This window comes from Paenibacillus sp. FSL E2-0151 (assembly GCF_037993015.1).
Lineage (GTDB): Bacteria > Bacillota > Bacilli > Paenibacillales > Paenibacillaceae > Paenibacillus > Paenibacillus amylolyticus.
In genome coordinates, this window is the sequence record NZ_CP150308.1 from 5,702,998 (window position 1) to 5,723,939 (window position 20,942).

At 49.9% G+C, this 20,942-nt stretch carries 15 protein-coding genes; 7 read left to right on the plus strand and 8 right to left on the minus strand.

Translation table 11 applies throughout. The features are described 5' to 3' along the window. Nucleotides 1–58 precede the first annotated feature (58 nt). The 5 genes from MHI55_RS25415 to MHI55_RS25435 all read right to left on the minus strand — a co-directional run bounded on the left by MHI55_RS25415 (nt 59) and on the right by MHI55_RS25435 (nt 5,217). Nucleotides 59–706, minus strand: a complete 648-nt coding sequence (locus MHI55_RS25415; protein ID WP_340387463.1) for a GT-D fold domain-containing glycosyltransferase — start codon at nt 704–706, stop codon at nt 59–61. Nucleotides 707–1,605: 899 nt separating this feature from the next. Continuing rightward, nucleotides 1,606–2,337: a sugar phosphate nucleotidyltransferase gene (locus MHI55_RS25420; protein WP_076329021.1), complete on the minus strand. Its 732-nt coding sequence runs from the start codon at nt 2,335–2,337 to the stop codon at nt 1,606–1,608. Then, a complete protein-coding gene (locus MHI55_RS25425) occupies nt 2,334–3,107 on the minus strand; it encodes a glycosyltransferase family 2 protein (RefSeq protein ID WP_340387465.1) in 774 nt (257 codons plus the stop codon). The genes MHI55_RS25420 and MHI55_RS25425 overlap by 4 nt, the downstream gene beginning before the upstream one ends. Next, on the minus strand, nt 3,107–4,219 hold the full coding sequence (locus MHI55_RS25430) for a glycosyltransferase family A protein (RefSeq protein ID WP_340387468.1): 1,113 nt from the start codon (nt 4,217–4,219) through the stop codon (nt 3,107–3,109). Before MHI55_RS25430 ends, MHI55_RS25425 begins: the two co-directional genes overlap by 1 nt. Before the next feature lie 41 nt (nt 4,220–4,260). After that, nucleotides 4,261–5,217: a glycosyltransferase gene (locus MHI55_RS25435; RefSeq protein WP_340387470.1), complete on the minus strand. Its 957-nt coding sequence runs from the start codon at nt 5,215–5,217 to the stop codon at nt 4,261–4,263. A gap of 406 nt (nt 5,218–5,623) precedes the next feature. Between MHI55_RS25435 and MHI55_RS25440 the strand changes: the two genes are divergently transcribed. Continuing rightward, nucleotides 5,624–5,941 carry a hypothetical protein gene (locus MHI55_RS25440; RefSeq protein ID WP_144029806.1) on the plus strand — a complete coding sequence of 106 codons (318 nt, stop codon included), beginning with the start codon at nt 5,624–5,626 and terminating at the stop codon, nt 5,939–5,941. A gap of 44 nt (nt 5,942–5,985) precedes the next feature. Continuing rightward, entirely contained in the window at nt 5,986–7,551 is a 1,566-nt protein-coding gene (locus MHI55_RS25445) for a M4 family metallopeptidase (RefSeq protein ID WP_340387472.1), read from the plus strand. 170 nt (nt 7,552–7,721) lie between these two features. Here the strand turns inward: MHI55_RS25445 and MHI55_RS25450 are convergent, their stop codons facing one another. Further along, complete coding sequence (locus MHI55_RS25450; RefSeq protein WP_340387474.1) at nt 7,722–12,926, minus strand: WIAG-tail domain; 5,205 nt, start codon at nt 12,924–12,926, stop codon at nt 7,722–7,724. Nucleotides 12,927–13,360: 434 nt separating this feature from the next. Here MHI55_RS25450 and MHI55_RS25455 point away from each other — a divergent pair, with 434 nt between their 5' ends. Continuing rightward, complete coding sequence (locus MHI55_RS25455) at nt 13,361–14,572, plus strand: YheC/YheD family protein (RefSeq protein ID WP_235193919.1); 1,212 nt, start codon at nt 13,361–13,363, stop codon at nt 14,570–14,572. 85 nt (nt 14,573–14,657) lie between these two features. Then, on the plus strand, nt 14,658–15,449 hold the full coding sequence (gene asd / locus MHI55_RS25460) for an archaetidylserine decarboxylase (protein WP_036605808.1): 792 nt from the start codon (nt 14,658–14,660) through the stop codon (nt 15,447–15,449). Nucleotides 15,450–15,796: 347 nt separating this feature from the next. Here the strand turns inward: asd and MHI55_RS25465 are convergent, their stop codons facing one another. Then, nucleotides 15,797–16,582: an AraC family transcriptional regulator gene (locus MHI55_RS25465; RefSeq protein ID WP_036605807.1), complete on the minus strand. Its 786-nt coding sequence runs from the start codon at nt 16,580–16,582 to the stop codon at nt 15,797–15,799. Between the two features lie 178 nt (nt 16,583–16,760). Further along, nucleotides 16,761–18,218 (minus strand): PLP-dependent aminotransferase family protein, encoded by a 1,458-nt coding sequence (locus MHI55_RS25470; RefSeq protein WP_340390646.1) that lies wholly within the window; start codon nt 18,216–18,218, stop codon nt 16,761–16,763. A 155-nt stretch (nt 18,219–18,373) separates the two neighbouring features. Here MHI55_RS25470 and MHI55_RS25475 point away from each other — a divergent pair, with 155 nt between their 5' ends. From MHI55_RS25475 to MHI55_RS25485, 3 genes are all read left to right on the plus strand, one after another. Continuing rightward, entirely contained in the window at nt 18,374–18,991 is a 618-nt protein-coding gene (locus MHI55_RS25475) for a pyridoxamine 5'-phosphate oxidase family protein (RefSeq protein ID WP_221820993.1), read from the plus strand. A 178-nt stretch (nt 18,992–19,169) separates the two neighbouring features. After that, entirely contained in the window at nt 19,170–20,468 is a 1,299-nt protein-coding gene (locus MHI55_RS25480) for an aminotransferase class I/II-fold pyridoxal phosphate-dependent enzyme (RefSeq protein ID WP_340390647.1), read from the plus strand. 217 nt (nt 20,469–20,685) lie between these two features. Further along, nucleotides 20,686–20,814: a hypothetical protein gene (locus tag MHI55_RS25485; RefSeq protein WP_017692471.1), complete on the plus strand. Its 129-nt coding sequence runs from the start codon at nt 20,686–20,688 to the stop codon at nt 20,812–20,814. The last annotated feature ends 128 nt before the right edge of the window (nt 20,815–20,942 follow it).

The following is a 20,942-nucleotide window of genomic DNA, read 5'->3' on the forward strand; positions in this document are numbered from 1 at the left end:
CCTCCATTTCCACTTGTCCGTGAGGCTAACACGCACATAACCAGCCCCCGGACGTCCACTAGAGTTGAAGCTCTCCTGTTACCAGTTTGTCAGCCAAATGTCCAAAGTCCAGAGCAACCTTGCCGAGTTCACCTGCAATTCGCCGACACAGAATGACCGCCGGAATTCCCGCCGCCACCAACGCGATATCAAAAGCATGTTCTGCGGTTTGCTGCATCACCCTCGGAATATCCATGACTCCTGCCACAGAACCAATGATGCCTGTGACATGAATCCCTCTGCTATGCAGCAGTGCCGCAAGCTCTGGTGCCTGGCTGCCTATGAGCAGAACCCGCCGTCCTTGCAGCAAGGGCAACACCAGACCGGACTGATGCAGACTGTAATTGATCGTGGAACTGGTCAATTTCAGCCGGGACCAGTCGATCCCGAAGTGGCGCAACACCGGGAATAACAGTCCCTGGAATGTCGGTGCCCGCGAGATCGGCACGCCAACCCAGTCGGCGGCCTGTATGGCTTCCGCAAGCATCGCGCGGATGTCGGGGGTTGAGCATGGCACCCCTGCATAGGGCAGAAACGGTGCCAGCTCCTGCACTTCCTGACCTGGCAGCACCGTATCGGCTGCCAGTGTGAGCAGTTCGCCATCTCCGAGGCGAACGACAGACAAGGGGCGCTGCGCATCCAGCGCCGCCGTGATGTGTCCAGCCATCTCATGAGGGCTGGACAGCCGGGCCAGGCTGGGCGCGTATTGGCGGAATCCCGCCGCGATCAGATCTGCCGCCGCCACGGCAGGCAGAATGTGATCCGGCGGGATGTGCTGCGCCACCAGCGCCTCCCCGCCGGCGAATACGCCGTCGCGGTAGCCCTCGGCGTAGCCGCCGGGCACGGCCTCCGCCTGCACTGCGTGCTCCGCGGGCGGAGGCGGCAAGCCCTTCGCGCTGCCCGCATTCGCGCCGGCAGCGCTTCCCCGCCCCGCGGGGGCGACACCCTTCGGCTGTGTCGCCTGGCGCGGGGCGGGGCCAGCACCGCTGGCAGGCATCGCCTGTGGCGTGCTGGCTTGCGGTGCTGGCAAGGGCGCACGGCGCATCGCCGTGCGCTGCTTGGCGCGGGCAGCGGCACGCCGGCCCCGCGCTGGTGCCGGCCTGCGCCCAGCAGTGGCCCGGCGCAGGCCGGCTTTGCCTTTGCCGGTGCGGCTGGCTCTTGCCGCTCTGCTCGCGCCCGCAGAGCCAGCTTTGCCTGCTCTGCCAACAACACTGCCTGTGCTGCTCGCTTTCCTTGCAGCAGCTTTATGCGCTGCGCCTGCAGATGTACCCGCTTTGGTCAGGGTACTCCGTTTCCCTGACTTCACACCTCTGACTCCAGCAGACCCTGTAACTGCTGCTGTCGGAGTGCCACTGCCCATAAATACGGCCGGGTGGATGCCCCGGGGTTTACCCGACACGGAGGCCTTAGCAGCTCCGGTGCGTGTCACTACTCTCACGCCATTCCCTCCTTTGGCATGCACGAGGATTGTCGCTGCGCAAAGCGCCGGAGCATCCTTCCAGCTCCGGCGCAGAGTGTTCTGCTCCCATGGGGCACCGCACAGCGGCAGCATCAGTCGCATATATTTTAGGGCAATTGTCCTTTCATACGGACAGCTGCTTCCTGGAGCGATTCAAATGTACCTGCATCACTCCAGTATTTCTGCAAAATGTCGTATTCCAGTCCGCCAGCAGATGCGTAGTGATTATTCACATCCGTAATTTCAAGTTCTCCGCGCGCAGACGGCGCAATATTGCGAATCAGGTTAAATACATGATCGTCATACATGTATATGCCCGTCACACAATAAGAGGTTTTCGGGTGGCTTGGCTTCTCCTCAATGTACGAGATTCGCTCTGGATGCTTTGAATCAAAAACAGGCACCCCGTAACGTCGTGCATCATCCACCTCTTTGAGCAGAACTCGTGCTGTACCAGCAGGTTGCTGCATATAACGGTCCACATAAGGCTTCAGATCATCGCTGAAGAGATTATCACCGAGAAGCACAACGAATTTTTCGCCAGGAAGAATAAAAGTAGTTGCCAGATCCAACGCTTCCGCAATCCCGCCTGCCTTTTCCTGAATGCGATAAGTCAACTTGACCCCATGATCTGCTCCGCCACCAAGATACTCTGTATATAACCCGGCGGAATGTTTGTTGATCACAATCAATAGTTCATCAATGCCTGCCTGGCGGAGCCTGTCGATGCCATACATAATCATCGGATGTTTACCGACTGGAAGCAGATGTTTGTTAATGAGCCGGGTCAGCGGATACAGTCTAGTTCCTGTTCCGCCGGCAAGAATTACACCTTTCATTCCACGTTCCCTCCTTCATCGGATATGTCCATATATTCAAGCGGATCGACATGCCATTTGTTCATAAAAATCGAACGATTACGCTCAAGCAGCTGTTTCCACGCTACCGGATCTGTCTTCTGGAAGCTGGCACTTCCCTGATGGTGCACGAGAACATCTCCACATACCAGCAAGCGATATCCCTGCAATCTTGCTCTATAACAATAATCGTCATCCTCATAGTGTCCCGGAGAATATGCCTCGTCAAGCAGTCCAACCGATTCCACGACATCTCGTTTCATCAGCATGCACAGACCGACGATCCGTCGTACTTCCCTCCACCTTGAAGAATCCGCAATATTATTGGAATTGGCCAACTCCTGAAAATGTTCCATATCCCGAAACTGTAGTTTAATCTGCTGGATGCCGCTTGCATAATTCGTAACAGGACCCGTGATCCCAATACTTGCGTCACTGTACAGAGCCGTTCGCAGGTTCTCCAGCCAACGGGGCGTGACCGTAACATCATTGTTCAACAGCAACAACTCATCCCCGCAAGCTGCACGAAGTCCAGCGTTACACGCTGCCGGAAACCCCCGATTGTCCGGGAACCTTACAAATCGAATTCGCTCCAGCGCACAATATTCAGCCGTTCCATCCGTCGAACCGTTATCTACCACGATAACTTCATATGACGCAGGATCGCCCGAGTATTGACGTATGGCATCGATGCAGGGCCTGATCAGATCCAGCCCATTGTAAGTTGGGATAATCATACTCGTCAGTGTCATTAGGCGTTCCTCCTGTAAGCGACTTCTACACGGGAGAGTGTATGTGCCTGGGCTGGATTCCAACCTGTACCCAGCAATGTAGCCAGTGCCTCCAGATGATCTCCGATGATCAATTTGGCGACATCATTCCCACTTCCCGTGTTACCAGGACGCAACCGATTGGAACGAATAACATCCACCTGACTTGGTGCCGAGACGTTCATTCCATGCTGAATAGCTAGACTTTGTGCCTTAGGTGGAACGGCCAGTGATGCTGGCTTCACGGTCTGAATCATACGACGAGACAATGCATGAGGCACGGCTGTCATGGAATTGGAACCAAGATCTGCCCTGCCTAATGTACGGTTCAGATATGCTTTGATCCGGCTTACCTCATCCTGGCCTGCAAACGCAGGCAGCAAAGACGTCAGATTATTCAACGCCACATCCTGTCCCCGATCAACCGCGAACAGAAAGGGTGCAAGCTGTTCAGCCGAGACGACCATATCTCCATCCACAAAAAGTACCGTCTCCGCATCCGTCATCTTGGCTCCAAGTGCCCGGCCCACATCATGTCCTGCCCGATCCGGTTCATAGATTACTGTAAGTCCCGGCTGCCTTAGTACCTGCTTCAAACTGTCATCTGTCGTTCCATTCAGTACCACAATAATATCCGTCAGAGGCAACCGCTTTAGTTGCAATAACACCTGCCCCAGTGTGTGTTCTTCATTACAGGCACAGACAATGGCAGCAGCCGAATGACGAAGAGGTAGTGGCACGATCTGGAATGAATGTCCCGAGGCCTGAGCATAACCTTGCATAAATGCCTTACCTGCCTTCAGAGCTAGCTCGAAATTGCTTAGCTCCGCAACGTTTGCCGCGTGTGCATTCCATACGAGACGTGCATGTTCTTCTGATACTGTGTTGTTTGCCTTTGCCTCGCTTCCTGCAACTTGCCCCGCTTTCCACATCAAGTGCAGATTTACTGGGCCAGACTTTGCTCGGCTTCTTCTTTTTTTTTGAATATCTACATGTTTCTTGTTCCTATGACGCTTGTTCATTACTGTTCTTCCTGCTGTCGTTGGTCTACTTGTTGTCCGCCTGCGGCGGACAACCCCTGAACGTCCCTTCATTTCCTCACCTCCAGCATGCTGCATCATCCGATGCGACATGCTTACCTCGCCAGGTTGCGAACACGTTGCAGATCGGTATAACCTCCGCGGGGACCGAGCGTATCCGTAATCCACTTAATCGCTGCCATATGATCATTCAGTACCACTTGACTTAGCAGATCAGGTCCGCTTCGCTTCTTGATTCGTACTGCATTCATTCTACCCACAGGTACGTGATGAACAGCGCGTACCCGAAGTCCTCCGATCACTGCCTTCGCTTGTGCGAGTGGCGGAACTTCCAGTGAGGATATCCCCATGACCTCAAGCCCTTTTCGGCTTATTGCATGTGGAATTGCTGTCATGGATGCCCCCCGGAGATCGGATCTTGCGAGTATGCTGTTCAACATGTGTTTGGCCTCCACTACCGGATGAACGGGATGATGAGTGACCGGCCCATGGTAGTCGTTAAGCGCCACATCCGTTCCCTTCAGCACAGCCTTCACGTAAGGTGCAAGGTGCTCTGCGGGAATTGCGATATCTGCATCAGTAAATAACAATACCTGACCGCGCGCCTCCGCTGCGCCTACTTTTCGTCCTCCATCATGCCCCAGTGCTTCGGCATACGTGAGCACTCGTGCTCCAGCCCGTTTGGCTGCGTTTGCCGTACCGTCTGTTGAACCATTCACAACGACAAGCACTTCAGCATCACGGCATATCCGCAGCGCTTCACGGACAACTGCACCAATCCTTTTCTCCTCATTCATAGCAGGGATAATGACCGAGAGCATCGGTCCCTGAGAAACATCTCTGTGTGAAGGAGCATCACTCATGCCATTTTCCGCTCCATTCTCTACTCCATCCTTAGCCTGTAACATCAGCTGTTTGGATGGAATAACGAACGTATAGGCCTTTGTACCCTTTTTGTGTCCAGACTTCCATCTTCGTTTCTTCAGCACTGTTTTTCTTCGTGTCACATTGGTTTGGGTTGCATAACGTGCTGTGGTACGGGTTTTGCGCAACAGTTTCACCTCCCGCATTCGATCATCGGCATGCCAAGGGAGTACACGTTATTCTATGTATTCGTGGAGCAGTGGAAACGGCGTTTGTCCTTGCACTAAGCAGGTTCTCCCTGTGAACACGAGGGTACAGGCCTTGGTTTTAGACAAAATACGTCAAAATATGTGAAAAACGCTACCTCTCCCCTACTTCAGACACAAATTTAACAAAAATCTAAAATTGTATCTTTTCCAAAGTTTTACATTGTGATAATATACGTTCCAAGCAGTTTTATTTACAAAAATAACCTTGTGGTGAACATAAGTTCCCCTTTATTTTTTAAATCAATTTATTGACCTTAGGTTGATTAGATTATGACCTCATTCACAGAACCTGTTAAACAGATACATTCTACTCTTGAGAGGAGTGATGCCGTTCAGAACACACTGCCTTTGTCATTTACGCAAACCCGGATTGAACACCCCAGTTTTCCGTGAACGTATCTTCTACCTGCGCAATTGGACAACCCCCGGCTTTCTGAAAGAGGAACACAATAGACGATTAAACCTTCGGGTTGAACTGAATAAACGGTTATCCTTTTTGTTTGGTGTCGTGCTTAACACTTCCCGAGCTAAGGCCAAGCCGATTTTGTTCCAATCGTTTCTTGTCTCATTCCACGCTTCAGGTCTAGCCCCACGCTCCGCGCTGCCCAAGTTGCAGACGGAATTCCAACCGAGACTGGCATGAACATTTTCCAACCAAAAATAAGTTTAAGAATGGGAGAGTTTACTATGAAATTTGCCAAAGTTATGCCAACAATTCTTGGAGGAGCTCTTTTGCTCGCTTCCGTGTCCTCTGCTACTGCAGCTCCAGTGTCTGATCAATCCATTCCACTTCAGGCCCCTTATGCCTCTGAGGAGGGTATTCCATTGAACAGTGGAACAGATGACACTATCTTTAATTATCTTGGACAGCAGGAACAATTTCTGAATACCGATGTGAAATCCCAGCTCAAAATTGTCAAAAGAAACACAGATACATCTGGCGTAAGACACTTCCGCCTGAAACAGTATATTAAAGGTATCCCGGTTTATGGTGCAGAACAGACGGTTCACCTGGACAAAACCGGAGCCGTGAGCTCCGCACTTGGCGATCTTCCACCGATTGAAGAGCAGGCCATTCCGAATGATGGTGTAGCCGAGATCAGCGGAGAAGACGCGATCCGTATTGCAACCGAAGAAGCAACCTCCCGGATTGGAGAGCTTGGTGCCGCGGAAATCACGCCTCAAGCTGAATTGAACATCTATCATCATGAAGAAGATGGTCAGACATATCTGGTTTACATTACGGAAGTAAACGTACTGGAACCCGCCCCTCTACGGACCAAATATTTCATTAACGCAGTGGATGGCAGTATCGTATCCCAGTTTGACCTCATTAACTTTGCCACTGGAACAGGTACAGGTGTGCTTGGAGATACCAAAACCCTGACAACCACCCAATCCGGCAGCACCTTCCAACTGAAAGACACCACTCGCGGCAATGGCATCCAAACGTACACGGCGAACAATGGCTCATCACTGCCTGGTAGCTTGCTCACAGATTCGGATAATGTATGGACTGATCGTGCAGGTGTAGATGCTCACGCTCATGCCGCTGCTACGTATGATTTCTACAAAAACAAATTCAACCGTAACGGTATTAATGGTAACGGATTGTTGATCAGATCAACCGTGCACTACGGCTCCAATTACAATAACGCCTTCTGGAACGGGGCACAGATTGTCTTTGGTGACGGAGATGGAACGATGTTCCGATCCCTGTCTGGTGATCTGGATGTTGTGGGTCATGAATTGACGCATGGTGTTATTGAATATACAGCCAATCTGGAATATCGCAATGAACCAGGTGCACTCAATGAAGCCTTTGCCGATATTTTCGGTAATACGATCCAAAGCAAAAACTGGCTGCTCGGTGATGATATCTACACACCTAACACTCCAGGAGATGCGCTGCGCTCCCTCTCCAACCCTACATTGTATGGTCAACCTGACAAATACAGCGATCGCTACACAGGCTCACAGGACAACGGCGGTGTCCATATCAACAGTGGTATCATCAATAAAGCCTATTTCCTTGCTGCTCAAGGCGGAACACATAATGGTGTGACTGTTACCGGAATCGGTCGGGATAAAGCGATCCAGATTTTCTACAGCACACTGGTGAACTACCTGACACCAACGTCCAAATTTGCCGCTGCCAAAACAGCTACCATTCAAGCAGCCAAAGATCTGTACGGAGCAACTTCCGCTGAAGCTACTGCTATTACCAAAGCATATCAAGCTGTAGGCCTGTAAAATCTTATTTTATTGTAATTGAACTTATAATGTACTCTTCATAATGGTAACAAAACGTTCAGACACCCCTCACCGTCCGAACGGATTAAGCTGATATCAATCAAAAGCGGTGTCCCGGACAACTCTGGACACCGCTTTTGTCATTTGTTTATTACGGATACAATCCTGCACTATCCTTGCGAAGGTCCCGCAGCAATCCATGACAACAATCCGTACGTATGCTTGCAATCTGCCGTACGTGACACTTCAAGAACCGCTTCATCCTCACTCTGCGAGAGCAGGGAAATCTGGAATCCCCGATCATTACTCATGCCCACAATCACATAATGTTCTGAAGCAAATGATTCTTCAAAAACAACAGTTACCTCTGTGCATACTTCACTCTCTGGCAGTACAAAAGCTTCCATCCCGAATTGTTGTACAACCGGTTGTTTGCTTACGCTGCGAACGGGCTGAAAGGCCAGATGTTTGACCTGAACTGCCCCCGATTGCAACTGGCTGCTGCCCACGGCATCATCACACAGATGCTCTTGTGTAATCGATTGTTCACTTAACATAAACTCCGTAGTTCCAGCGATCTCCTGTGACTGTTCAAGCTGTGGTTGCTGAGCCTGATCTGCCTGCACTGCCTGCTCAGTTGTGAACAAAGCTGCCGGTAGTTCGCCAAGCTGATCTGTTTGGGATATCAGCTCTTGTTGTTGCTCCAGACCAGCACTCGGTAATACCTCGACGATTACCTGCTGTGATTGCTGTACACCTTCATTTTGTGGTTGAAGCAATCCCTCTTGTCTTTTGATAGCTGCCAGTTGCTCCAGCGTTTCTCCACTGAACTGACGGATCGCATTCCATATCTCTTCGCTCAGATGCGCTGGACCTACAATCCCCGCATTCAAATGATTAGAGGTAATACTCTGCTCACTCAGTTTGCTGCCGTTCACGCTGCCATCGGCCAATTTGGCACTGGTGACAGACCCATTTTGCAGATGAATCCCGCTTACTGCTTCCTCTTCCAGATGAGTTGTGCGAATACTGCGTTCCTGAATATGATCAGCAAGAATGGTTCCATCCTGGATATGACGAGTTTGCACACTTTTGTCGGCTATGTGGATAGCCGATACCGCACCTTCAAGCAATTTATTACCGTTTACACTGCCGTCAGCCATTTTGGCACTTGTTATGGAACCATTGTGCAGATGAATCGAACTTACCGATTCGGCTTTGAGGTGGGAGATTCCAATGCTTCGCTCTTGAATATGGTCAGCATGTATGGCTTTCTCTTGGATATGACGCGATTGCACACTTCCATTGGCAATATGGACATCCGACACCGCATCTTCAAGCAGTTTGTTGCTGCTCACACTGCCATCCGCCAGTTTGGCACTCGTTACAGATTCATTTTGCAGATGAACCGCACTTATTGCTTCCTCCTCCAGATGGGACGTACCAATGCTATGCTCCTGAATATGATCAGCAAGGATCGCTCCTGCCTGGATATGGCGAGTTTGCACACTTTCCGACGCGATATGGCTCCCCAATACAGTATCTTCGAGCAATTTGCTGCCACTAATGCTACTGTCAGCCAATTTGGCACTTGTTACGGACCCATTTTGCAGATGAACCGCACTTACGGCTTCCTCTTCCAGATGGGCTGTGCCTATGCTTCGCTCCTGAATATGACCAGCATGAATAGCTCCTGCCTGAATATGCCCGGATTGCACACTTTCCGATGCGATATGAACCCCGGATACCGTACCTTCGAGTAACTTGCTGCCAGTTATACTGCCATCCGCCAGTTTGGCACTCGTTACAGATCCATTTTGCAAATGAATGGCACTTACAGACTCCTCTTCCAAATGTGCTGTGCCGATGCTCCGCTCTTGAATATGATCAGCATGAATGGCTCCTGCCTGAATCTTACTGGATTGCACACTATCGTCTGCAATGTGGATATCTGATACTGCTCCTTCAAGCAACTTGCTGCCGGTTACACTGCCGTCGGCCAACTTGGTACTTGTTACAGATCCATTTTGCAGATGAATGGCACTTACTGCTTCCTGTTCCAAGTGAAGCATGCCAATGCTGTGCTCCTGAATATGGTCAGAAAGGATTACTCCTGCCTGGATATGGCGGGATTGCACACTTTCAGAAGCGATATGGATTCCCGACACCGCATCTTCGATCAACTTGCTGCCGGTTACACTGCCGTCGGACAGTTTTGCACTGATGACAGACCCATTTTGCAGGTGAATCGCACTTACTGCTTCCTCCTCCAGATGGATTGTGCCGATGCTCCGCTCCTGAATATGGTCAGCATGAATGGCCCCTGCCTGAATATGCCCGGTTTGCACACTTTCGGACGCAATATGAATCCCCGATACGGTTCCTTCAAGCAATTTGCTGCCGTTTATACTGCCATCCGCCAGTTTGGCACTTGTTACAGATCCATTTTGCAAATGAACTGCACTTACAGACTGCTCATCCAGATGAACTGAGCCAATACTGCACTCTTGAATATGATCAGCAAGGATTGCTCCTTCTTGGATATGATGGGTTTGCACACTTTCATTGGCAAGGTGAGTAGCCGATACGGTTCCTGCAGCTAATTTGCTGCCATCCACACTACCCGTTGCTAGTTTGGAGCGTGTTACAGATTCATCCTGCAAAATAATCGTACTTACCGCTTCTTCTTCCAGATGAGATGTTCCGATGCTGCGTTCATGGATATGATGAGGAAGAATTTCACCATCTTGAATATGACGGGAATGCACAGCTCCTTGCTGCAGGTGAACAGCACTTGTCGACTCTGCCTGAAGATGCAAACCACTGATCAAACCTGGCTGAAGGTGAGCCGCTGTAATGGATAAAGGTGCCAGATGGTCTGTTTCGACAGATCCAGGTGCCAAGTGATGCGATGTGACCACCTGTTCAGCAATATGCTCCTCATGAATGATGTCTGGCTTCAGATGCTGTGAGCTCACTACTTGAGTCCCCAAATGGTCAGATTTCACGCTGCCTTCAGCCAGATGGACGGATTGTACAACGGATGGCTGCAAGTGCTCGCTACCTACAGCAGCCTGTTGCAGTTCTGTCCCGGATACCGAGTCTGCTGTCAAATGGTCCGCACTTATGGAGCCATGTTGAAGTTTGTTGCCGGTAATACTGCCATCAGCAAATAATTCCGGCGAGCGTATTTCTTCCGACAAATGTTCCAGTGAAACGGCATGCTGCTTCAGGTGATATCCGCGGATGGTTCCTGCTGGAATATGTTTGGCGTTAATGCTCTCTGCCATAATTTTGGAAGAAGTCACGCTGCCGTCTGCCAGTTTAGCTGACGTGACAGCAAAATCCGCCAGTTTATCTGTGGCAACACTTTCTGGTGAGAGCTTGGGGGAGGTAACCGCATGATCTGTTAGATGAGGCGGAAAAATGGACCCGCCAGCCAGCTGGGCTGAAGTTACACTATCAATAGCCAATTTGTCTGTTGTGACCGCGGCCCGTGCAATCGCATCCGTTTCAACACTGCCCGGCTGAAGATGAGGTACACCTACGGCATGTTCTGTCAAGTGTTCCGATTTCACTGCATAAGGTCTCAGGGCCTCGGAACCCACGCTGCCTGGAGCCAGATGTGTCCCTGTGACTCCACCACTCGCAAGATGCGAGGATATAACACTTCCCGGGGCAAGCGCTCTGCTACTCACCGATGCCGTTCCAAGCTTTTCTGTTGTCACACTTCCATCCGCAAGTTTAACGTCTGTAACGGCAGCATCCTGCAATTCATACGTACCCACGGCCGACTCTGCAAGATGCCGCTCACACACCACGTCGTCTGCAAGAGCGTCTCCGGACACACTTCCGGCAGATAGATGAGCTGCCTCGATGCTTCCACTTGCAATGTGAATAGAGTGAATTGCGGAATTGTCCACATGTACCGGCGTAATTCCCCGATTTGCAATGTGTTCCGCACGAATGGACCCTTTGGCAAGATGTTTACCCTGTACGGCTTCATCCGCAATTTTGGAAGAAATGACGCTCTGATCAGAGATCTTGGATGCCGTAATGGACTGTTCCAGCAATTTTGCTGTTCCAACAGACTGGTCTGCCAGTTTGCTACTGGTTACTGCACCTTCTGTCAAATGCTCACTGCCCACTTCTCCATTGCCAATCTGCTCCTTGCCAACGGAATGAGCTCGAATCTGGCTTGAACCGATTGAACCGTCCAGTAGATGTCTTCCACTTAATGAACCCTCAGCTAAATGTCTTGTTTGTATGGATCCATCCTCTATCTGGTCACTTCCAATACTGCCATTTAATAATTGTGAACGACCGACAGACCCTTCTGCCAGATGTGTCTGTTTAACAGCCCCTGCCTGAATATGGTGAGACTCGATGGAGTGTTCTTCGATTTTGCTGCCTGTGACAGCAGCTTCCCGAATTTTGGTTGTAGTCACTGCATCGTCAGCCAGTTTGGAGGTATTCACAGCTCCTCCCGTGAGATGCCTTGTATCCACCCCGCTAATCGCGATCTTGTCTCCAGTTACGGCATGATTCTTGATTAATTCTTCCGTTACCAGCATGCGGCTGAGATGTCTTGTGCTGATGGAGCCGTCGGCAATTTTGGCCGAATCGATGGCCTGGTTGCCAAGCTTCTGAGAAGTAATACTGCCATCTCTGATTTTCTCGCCTGCAATAGAAGCATTTCGTATTTTGTGACCAGACACAGAACCGTCAATCAGGTGCTCCTCAGATACAGACGCTTCCGCAAGTTTTGCTGAAACAATGGCCCCGTCTGCAATGTGAATGCTGGTCACCGCATAATCCTGCAATGCTTCACTGCCGACCGCATCCGGTTTCAGCTTGGAGGCATCTACAGAGAAAGGAGCCAACTTGCTCTCCGTAACAGCAAATTCACTCAAGTCGTCCGTGTAGATGTAATGTCCGGTATGACCCGGCATCTGGTTCTGGTTCAGGATCTGCAGCCGGTCCTTGTTTGTTGTTTCTTGTTTGATGATACCCACCTCTTCTTCCAGAACAAGCGGAGCCACACTGCTAACCTGAATCTGCTTATCCGAGCTGTCTTCTGTCTCGATTTCCTTGCTATCAGACTCTACGGGTTCCGGCTTGATTTCGGCTTCGATCTCCAACTCTTCCAGCTCATTTGTTGAAGAAGGTAGCTCCATTGAGTCGAATAGGAATTCTTCCGACTCCTGAACAGCTCTCGAATCCCTTTTATTCGTATTCAAGCGTTCTTCCCTATTCACAGTGAAACCTGAGTTCATCTTGTCTGCCCGGCGATCAGTCAGTTCCAATTCCTTGTATTTCGGGCTCACATGCCGCAGTTTCGGCGTCGGAACCTTCTTTTTGCCATTTTTACTCATGCAGCTTGCTCCTTCCTCTAACGTTCGTCTCCGGCATCATATGCTTCCATATGGGCATCTGCCACTTCATTTATGACTTTTGCGGATTCCAGAGCACGAATGTACAGGCGTCAAGACAGGAAGGTTCGATGATCTTCGTGGAAATAGGCGTGTCAGGGCTGCAGAGGAAAGGCGGCTGTCCACGCCCCCGTTCCAGTCATGTCATAGGATATTATATCTAGGTCGTGTCTGAAAACTCGCTGAAGTGCATCTTTCACCGTCTTTTCGCCCCCTGCTGTGTCACTTTCCCTAGCCGTGCCCCGGCACGCCTGCGGAAAACTTCCTTGCTTGGAACGAAGATTCGGCAAAACCTGCTTCCTTCAGAGTTTTAGACACGCCCTGAGCAAGCACTAGTGCTTGGCGATGCATCTTACACACCGGTCTGCGTTATCGCGATGTCTGAGCCATGCGGTGACAGGCCGGCATTCCATGAATGGACGATCCATGGTCGCGATAACATCGAAGGAGGAACGGTCATGCTCCAAGAAACGATCGGCATTATGTTCGATTCACGCATGTACCGGGGGATACCGGCCGGAAGGACCGGTCAGGAATCACTCGCGAATTATGAACAGGCAGCGGCCAGTTATGGATTAACTCCCTGCTTTTTGAGGCTGGAAGATATCGATTCGGATCAAAAAACATGTCTTGCCTATGTAAAAAAAGAAGGCAGATATGTTCGCGAGCGCATGCCACTGCCCTCCGTCATTCATAACCGATCACTCCAGCTTCGCCGGACGGAACAGCATCAGATCACCAAGCTGATGTTGCAGGGTATCCAGGTATTCAACGTTCGCAACCGGTACCGTAAAGATCACATTCATGACATGCTTCATCAGGACCTCGCCTTGCGAGAACACCTGCCCCGTGCAGTCAAAGCTACGCCAGAGTCTCTGGCCTATATGATGGAACAATATGATGACCTCGTCATCAAACCATGCAGCGGTAGCATCGGTCATGGTATTATGCGAGTCTTTGAGCGAGATGGACAGTGGAAACTAACCTGTGAGACGAAGGCGGCACGCAAAGGGTGGGCTACCTTCCGATTGAGCAAAGGACAGCTTCCTTCCGCCACCCTAAGGCGGATCTTTCGCCATGCCTACCTCATTGAAGAGCGTATCCCACTGGTACGTTATGAGGGCAGGCCGGTAGATTTGCGGGTATCTGTACAACGTGGTGGCGATGGTCTTTGGGGAATAACAGGCATGTTTGCCAAAGCGGCTCCTGCCCATACGTTTGTCAGCAATATCGCCCAGGGCGGTAAAGTCATGAAGCTCGCAGAGGCCCTTGGATTAGGGGAATCTGGCTTCGACCTGGCTCGACTGGAATACAGAATCGGACTCGTTGCACTTCGAATTGCCCAGAACCTGGCGGCCAGTCTGCCACATCTGGCTGATCTGGGTCTTGATCTCGGGATAACGCGCAGCGGCCAGATCTATTTTATTGAATGCAATGGACGGGATCAGCGTTACGGTTTTCGCAAGGCGGGAATGTCGGAACACTGGAAGGCAACGTACAGCAAACCGATGGCTTATGGGCGTCTGCTGCTGGAACAGAATTCGAGAATTCCGAGACAACCGCAGACATACGATAGGAGACTATATTGATTTCGTGTGCATTCTGTGTCAATATTATGCAGAACGGCCGGTCTTGCCGGCCTTGAAGTTCGCATTAACCCTAAGGGGGATATTCATGGCAAAAACGCTGTTGCGATTAATGACCGAGCTTTCTTCGCGCAAATGGATCTCCCGGACCGTGGGAGCCTTCTCCAAAAGCCGGGGAAGTAAGGCATTTATCCCTTATTTTGTCCGGACCTACGACATCCCTGTTCAGGAGGCCGAGAAAGACTGGAAGGAATACCGTTCACTGAACGATTTCTTTACCCGCAAATTAAAGCCGGGCATGCGCCCGTTGGAACTTTCAGAGCATGCACTGATCAGCCCGGTAGATGCCAAGATTACGGCAGCCGGTCCAATATCTGCAGGGACACTCCTGAATGTTAAGGGACAAAATTATACACTTGCTGAATTATTAAACCATTCTCCCCATCTGGAGAAGTACAAGCACGGGTACGGGTTCGTCCTCTATCTCAGCCCTCGCGACTATCACCGCATTCATGCACCTGTCAGCGGCCGCAAAATAGAGAGCGAACACATCAAAGGCAAAGTTTATCCCGTGAATGACTTTGGCCTGACCCATATGAGATCCGTGCTTAGTCGAAACGAACGACTCATTACGTATATCGCACATGATTACGGTGAAGTGGCGGTTGTCAAAGTAGGTGCGATGAACGTGAGTAGCATACAATATGCTGATACGGACATAAGTACCTGGGCACAAGGCGATGATCTGGCCTATTTTGAATTCGGTTCCACCGTTGTTCTGCTGACGCAGAGTGGCACATTCGAACCAAACCCGGGCTTACAGCCAGGCGATTCGGTCAAAATGGGTGCATTGCTTGGTCGTTTAAAACCGAAGAACTAATGAGTCCATACGCAAATAAAGAGGATGGCGCAACACCTGTAACCAGGTATTGCGCCATCCTCTTTATGAATTCATATTCATCCATATATACATGCAATACGAAGCTTCGCTCCGTCGTTATTGGTCTGCTGAGTTCTCCTCAAAACCACACATCTTGCAAGTCCTCTGCCGGTTTGAAGCGACGCAGACGGTTCCGGAAAATATTGCATCCCTTCGTAGAGCATCCCCGGTTGCGGACCCGACGTTTTCCGTTCATCACAAGTTCCCCCTTTTGGTCATCTGGAATGCTAGATAATTACCCTTGCATTCCAGACTTGAAACGGTTTCCTGTTTTTCTCATCAGAATTTTAACGAATCTCGGACGGGCTTTTGCCGGTATACTGCTTGAACTGACGACTGAAGAAGAAAATATCCCGGTAACCCAGAGCATCCGCCACTTCGGTCACATTCATGCCGGTATGCACCAGCAGATGTTCCGCCCGTTCAATACGCATGCGGATAATATAAGATTGCACCGATGAGCCCACCAGTTCCTTGAACTTGATCGAGAAGTATCGGGGCGATAAGCCAGCCCGCGCAGCCAGATCTTCCACCCGATGCGTAATCCCGGGATGCTGACGCACATAATTGGCGACCTCCTGGATCACATCGGACAACTGGTTGCTCACCTTTTTCTCCACAGGTTCTTCCGTATCGGCGCGCAGCAAATGAATCATCAATTGTTTCAGAATCAATCGACTCTCTTCATCACGTCCGTACACATCTGATAAGAACAGTCTTACATAACGTGCCAGCAAATGCTCAAACTCCACCGTTTCCTGTACCTCGCGATAGGACTGGGGAACGTCAGCAACAGGCACGTCCACATCAAAGTGAATATACGTAAGTACCAACGGTTTTTGCTTATTATGTGTTGCAGTAGGATGATCTCCTGGCCTGAACAAAAAACAACTACCCTTGCCAACTTCATACGACTGGTCATTCAGTACAAGCGTTCCTTCACCACTCCATACATAAAATAAATCATAGTTTTGCATCGGTTTTTCCCGTTTCTGCCACTTCCAGCCCGGTTCACAGACAATTTTGGCGACAGCGGGCAAAATAACAAATGATGACGGCGATGCCTGCAGCATGTCGCCACTCCCCCTTGATAGTTAATCTCTCTGCATATGGCATCCTTCTGATCTGAATCTCACTTCTTCAATCCAGGCCATATGTATTTCAGTATCTTGCATGATTAAATACAACTTGCTCATATATAATCTCTGCTCCTATAGGAGCGAAATGTCTTATCCCATTATACAGCGGAATTCACCGAAACGAAAATGTGCACTTCTCCCAGGCTAGCCGCATTCGCTGGATTCCCTCTGTTATCTCTTCTTTCTCCAGATGTGCAAAAGCAAAGCAGGCCGCCGGATGACCTGAAGTCAACCGATATCGCTCTGCATCACGGAACAATATGCCATCCTCCTCAGCAAGCTTTTTAAATCGCTGATAACTGTCCACATCGCCATTCCAGGTAGCGTAGATATGCAGTCCTGCATCACCAAGTTGCATCTTAAATGCCTCCGGCAACTGTAGTTCCATCTCTCGGACAAAAAAATCATGCCGTTCCCCATATAACCGGGTTAACCGTCGTAAGTGCCTCAGGTAACCTCCTCTGGTCATAAACTTTGCCAGTGCGCGCTGCTCCAGCAGTGCCGGAGGTACCGGTTCATACAACGCCTTGGCGGCAAGCAGAGGTTCTACCAGACCAGGTGGCAGGACGGCGTAGCCAAGTCGAAACGAAGCCACCATCGTTTGTGAGAATGAACCAACGTAGATGACGCGCTGTTCACGATCAAGCACTTTGAGGGGTTCAATTGGTCTTCCACCCCATCGGAATTCACTGTCATAATCATCTTCAATGATGACCGCATTCCGCTTTGAGGCCCACGCAAGCAAGGCACGTCTTCTGTCCAATCCCAGCACGGCCCCTGTTGGAAACTGCCGGGTAGGGGTGACAAATAACGTCTGTGCCTCCCAAGGCTGAGGAATAATGCCTGCGGCATCCAGCTCTGCCGGGATGATATGCCCACCACAGGACTTGACGGCATGAGCGATGCCCGGATACCCCGGATTCTCTAATACAACTGCTGCCCCCTCTGTGATCAACAGCTGGGATAGCAAGGTGATGCCTTGCATTGAACCACTGAACAATACAATCTGAGAGGGTTCAGCCTGAATACCACGTGTCCATCTGAGATGGGAGGCGATGGCCTCACGCAGCTCCGGATCACCTGCTACACCGCTCGATTCTCGCCAACCACTGCGATGAACCGCAGCGAGTGCACTCTTCCACTCCCCTAACGGGAAATGTTCTGCAGGCATGCGCTGCATTTGAAAATTAATGACGGACGCCTTCGGTGAAGACATCTGAGTCCGCAGGATTTCATGTTGCGTATTCAACCTCTGTACTCGTTCGCCCCAGGGAGACAACTTGAGAACGGCTTCCTGTTTTTCATTTTCCTGAGTGGATAATGTTTCGGTGACAAATGTACCTCTTCCCCGATGTGCATGGACATAACCATCCGCAAGCAACATGTCATATACCTGAGCTACCGAACCACGTGACATCTCATATTGCCTTGCCAACTCACGGGTGGAAGGAAGCCGCGTGCCTCCCACCAATGTGCCTGCATGAATGGCATCACGTAACGCATGGTACAAGGCCTCATACTTGTATCGATGCTGAAGTTCATAGGTATCCATCGGCAGCCACAATTCCATCATGCACCTCTCTTCATTTGTATTCATCTGTGATCCCCGACTAATTGGCCTACTAAAGTGAATGTAAATTGGATCTATTTCATTGTCAATGTATGAACTATGGTTATCCATAAGATATGGCGTTCTATTATACATTCAATGATGGGGGAATACACATGAGACGGAAAGAATTCACAGTAGATGAAGAACAGGAAATTACCGCATTTCTGGATCAGTGCTCCTTCGGGTTTCTGGGAACGGTCAGTCCGGACGGACAACCACGGGTTACACCGCTGAATTTCGTATATATGGACGGTTGCTTTTATTTTCACGGCAGTCTGGCTGGCGAGAAGATGAAACAGATCAAACAGGATTCGTCGGTCAGTTTCACAGTAGCTGAAGAGTTCTCCCTGATTCCATCTTATTTCAGTGATCCTGAGCTTGCTTGTCCAGCGACTTCTTTCTTCAAAAGTGTTATGGCCTTTGGTCAGGCTGAACCGGTTAAAGATCTGGACATCAAAGGTAAGGTACTGCAACGATTCATGGAGAAACTCCAGCCGCAAGGCGGATATGTACCCATTGACGCTACTGACTCGCGTTACACAGGAAACCTCAAAGCTGTAGCCGTAGTCCGAATTAGTCCTGAACGGATCAGCGCCAAGTTTAAATTTGGACAAAACCTCTCGAGTGAACGATTCGATCATATCAGTGGTGAACTGGAACAGCGCAATGAAGGAAGAGATGCCGAAACTGCTGAAATGATGCGGAAATACTGTCCATTTCATCAGCAATAAGTTTCATTTCTTGAGGATTACTCCAAGGTCGAATACAACGATAACCCACCCGAAAACCCTCTGCAACAACGCGGTAAAGTGATATAACTGTCATATTGCGTAATTTCCGTGACGGGGGCATGTCAAGGTGATATAATGTTAGGCAGTTGAATCACAAAGACTTGGAAGGATGAAAAGAATGAATCCACTGGCTGAACAGTTGAACGAAAGTATTCAGACAGGCAGCAGTCACGTCTACTCCATGCTGTCACAGCTTGGCAAAGAAATTTATTTTCCTAAAGAGGGGATTTTGAGTCAATCTGCTGAAGCAGCAAGCTTGGCCAAGACCCATAATGCCACGATTGGTATCGCCCTGGAGGGTGGTGTGCCGATGCATCTTCAGGTTATTCAGGAGAAGCTGTCTGCATTCCAACCAAAGGATCTGTATCCTTACGCTCCACCTGCAGGCAAACCTGAATTGCGGACCGTTTGGAGAGACAAGATGCTGAAGGAAACACCTTCTCTGGAAGGCAAAACGTTTGGCAATCCAATTGTAACCAATGCATTAACCCATGGACTAAGTATCGTAGCCGACCTGTTCGCCGATGAAGGGGACGCTGTCATATATCCGGATAAAAACTGGGAAAATTACGAGCTGACCTTCGGAATTCGTCGTCATGGCCAGTTGGTTCATTATCCCCTGTTCGATGATCAGTTGAACTTCAACAGTGAGGGTCTGCTTCAGGCTTTGCTTGATCAAAAGGACAAAGGTAAAGCGATCGTACTGCTCAACTTCCCGAATAACCCAACAGGTTATACGCCTGGAGCCGAAGAAGCAGATGCCATTGTGAACACGATTCTTCAGGCAGCTGAAGCCGGTGTTAACGTGGTTGCTGTAACAGATGATGCCTACTTCGGACTGTTCTTCGAAGATTCCATTCATGAATCCCTGTTTGGCAAACTTGCCAACATTCATCCACGTGTGTTGACTGTAAAAGTGGATGGTGCAACCAAGGAGGAGTTTGTATGGGGCTTCCGCGTTGGATTCATTACGTATGCCCATGAAGATGCAGCCATTCTGCATGCATTGGAGCAAAAAACACTCGGTATTATCCGGGCAACGATCTCCAGTGGCCCGCATCCTTCCCAGACTTTTGTACTGGATGCGCTCAAAGCACCGGAGTTTGAAGCACAGAAACAGGAGAAGTTCGAGATTATGAAAGGCCGTGCCAATAAGGTAAAAGCCATTCTCGATAGCGGCAAGTATGGAGATGCATGGGACTATTATCCGTTCAACTCCGGTTACTTCATGTGCCTGAAGCTGAAAGAAGTTGGCGCTGAAGAACTTCGAAGCCATTTGCTGCACAAATATGGTGTGGGTACAATCGCGCTGGGTGAATCGGATCTTCGAATCGCCTTCTCCTGTATTGAAGAATCCGGGTTGGAAGATCTGTATGAAACCATCTATCGTGGAGTTCAGGATCTGCGGACGACTTAGTTAACACAGACCTGTACCCTGAATGTTATAAGAACCCTTTGTATAACGGCGACGCTTCATGTCACTGAATATACGAAGGGTTCTTTTGTGTTTTATCAGCCCAAAAGCTTTAATTTCTAGCTTTACCGGGCATCGGCCCAATCAGCCTACCCCCACAGCACATAATATACGATGTACGCAAGGGCGTGCCAAACAACCACTTGAAAGGGGAATGACCATGTCTGGAGTTGAAGATACAAGAGGCGGTTATGGATGCGGCGGTTACGGCGGAGGATTTACAAACACAGGTGCTATTCTCGTTCTGTTCATCTTGCTCGTGATCATCACTAAATCGTTCCTCTGTTAGTACCAATACACACTTACGCGAGAACCAAGTGATCTGATTGCATGATTCCATTACAGCACAAAGAAGGGTATTCCGGGACACAGCCCGGCATACCCTTCTTTTGTTATCTTTTGTTCTCACTGATGAAC

What these genes read in the sequence shown, in the direction of transcription:
- MHI55_RS25415 (WP_340387463.1), bottom strand. Translation starts at nt 706, where the DNA reads ATGGCTGGACACATCACGGCGGCGCTGGATGCGCAGCGCCCCTTGTCT.
- MHI55_RS25420 (WP_076329021.1), bottom strand. Translation starts at nt 2,337, where the DNA reads ATGAAAGGTGTAATTCTTGCCGGCGGAACAGGAACTAGACTGTATCCG.
- MHI55_RS25425 (WP_340387465.1), bottom strand. Translation starts at nt 3,107, where the DNA reads ATGACACTGACGAGTATGATTATCCCAACTTACAATGGGCTGGATCTG.
- MHI55_RS25430 (WP_340387468.1), bottom strand. Translation starts at nt 4,219, where the DNA reads ATGAAGGGACGTTCAGGGGTTGTCCGCCGCAGGCGGACAACAAGTAGA.
- MHI55_RS25440 (WP_144029806.1), top strand. Translation starts at nt 5,624, where the DNA reads ATGCCGTTCAGAACACACTGCCTTTGTCATTTACGCAAACCCGGATTG.
- MHI55_RS25445 (WP_340387472.1), top strand. Translation starts at nt 5,986, where the DNA reads ATGAAATTTGCCAAAGTTATGCCAACAATTCTTGGAGGAGCTCTTTTG.
- MHI55_RS25450 (WP_340387474.1), bottom strand. Translation starts at nt 12,926, where the DNA reads ATGAGTAAAAATGGCAAAAAGAAGGTTCCGACGCCGAAACTGCGGCAT.
- MHI55_RS25455 (WP_235193919.1), top strand. Translation starts at nt 13,361, where the DNA reads ATGTCTGAGCCATGCGGTGACAGGCCGGCATTCCATGAATGGACGATC.
- asd (WP_036605808.1), top strand. Translation starts at nt 14,658, where the DNA reads ATGGCAAAAACGCTGTTGCGATTAATGACCGAGCTTTCTTCGCGCAAA.
- MHI55_RS25465 (WP_036605807.1), bottom strand. Translation starts at nt 16,582, where the DNA reads ATGCTGCAGGCATCGCCGTCATCATTTGTTATTTTGCCCGCTGTCGCC.
- MHI55_RS25470 (WP_340390646.1), bottom strand. Translation starts at nt 18,218, where the DNA reads ATGGAATTGTGGCTGCCGATGGATACCTATGAACTTCAGCATCGATAC.
- MHI55_RS25475 (WP_221820993.1), top strand. Translation starts at nt 18,374, where the DNA reads ATGAGACGGAAAGAATTCACAGTAGATGAAGAACAGGAAATTACCGCA.
- MHI55_RS25480 (WP_340390647.1), top strand. Translation starts at nt 19,170, where the DNA reads ATGAATCCACTGGCTGAACAGTTGAACGAAAGTATTCAGACAGGCAGC.
- MHI55_RS25485 (WP_017692471.1), top strand. Translation starts at nt 20,686, where the DNA reads ATGTCTGGAGTTGAAGATACAAGAGGCGGTTATGGATGCGGCGGTTAC.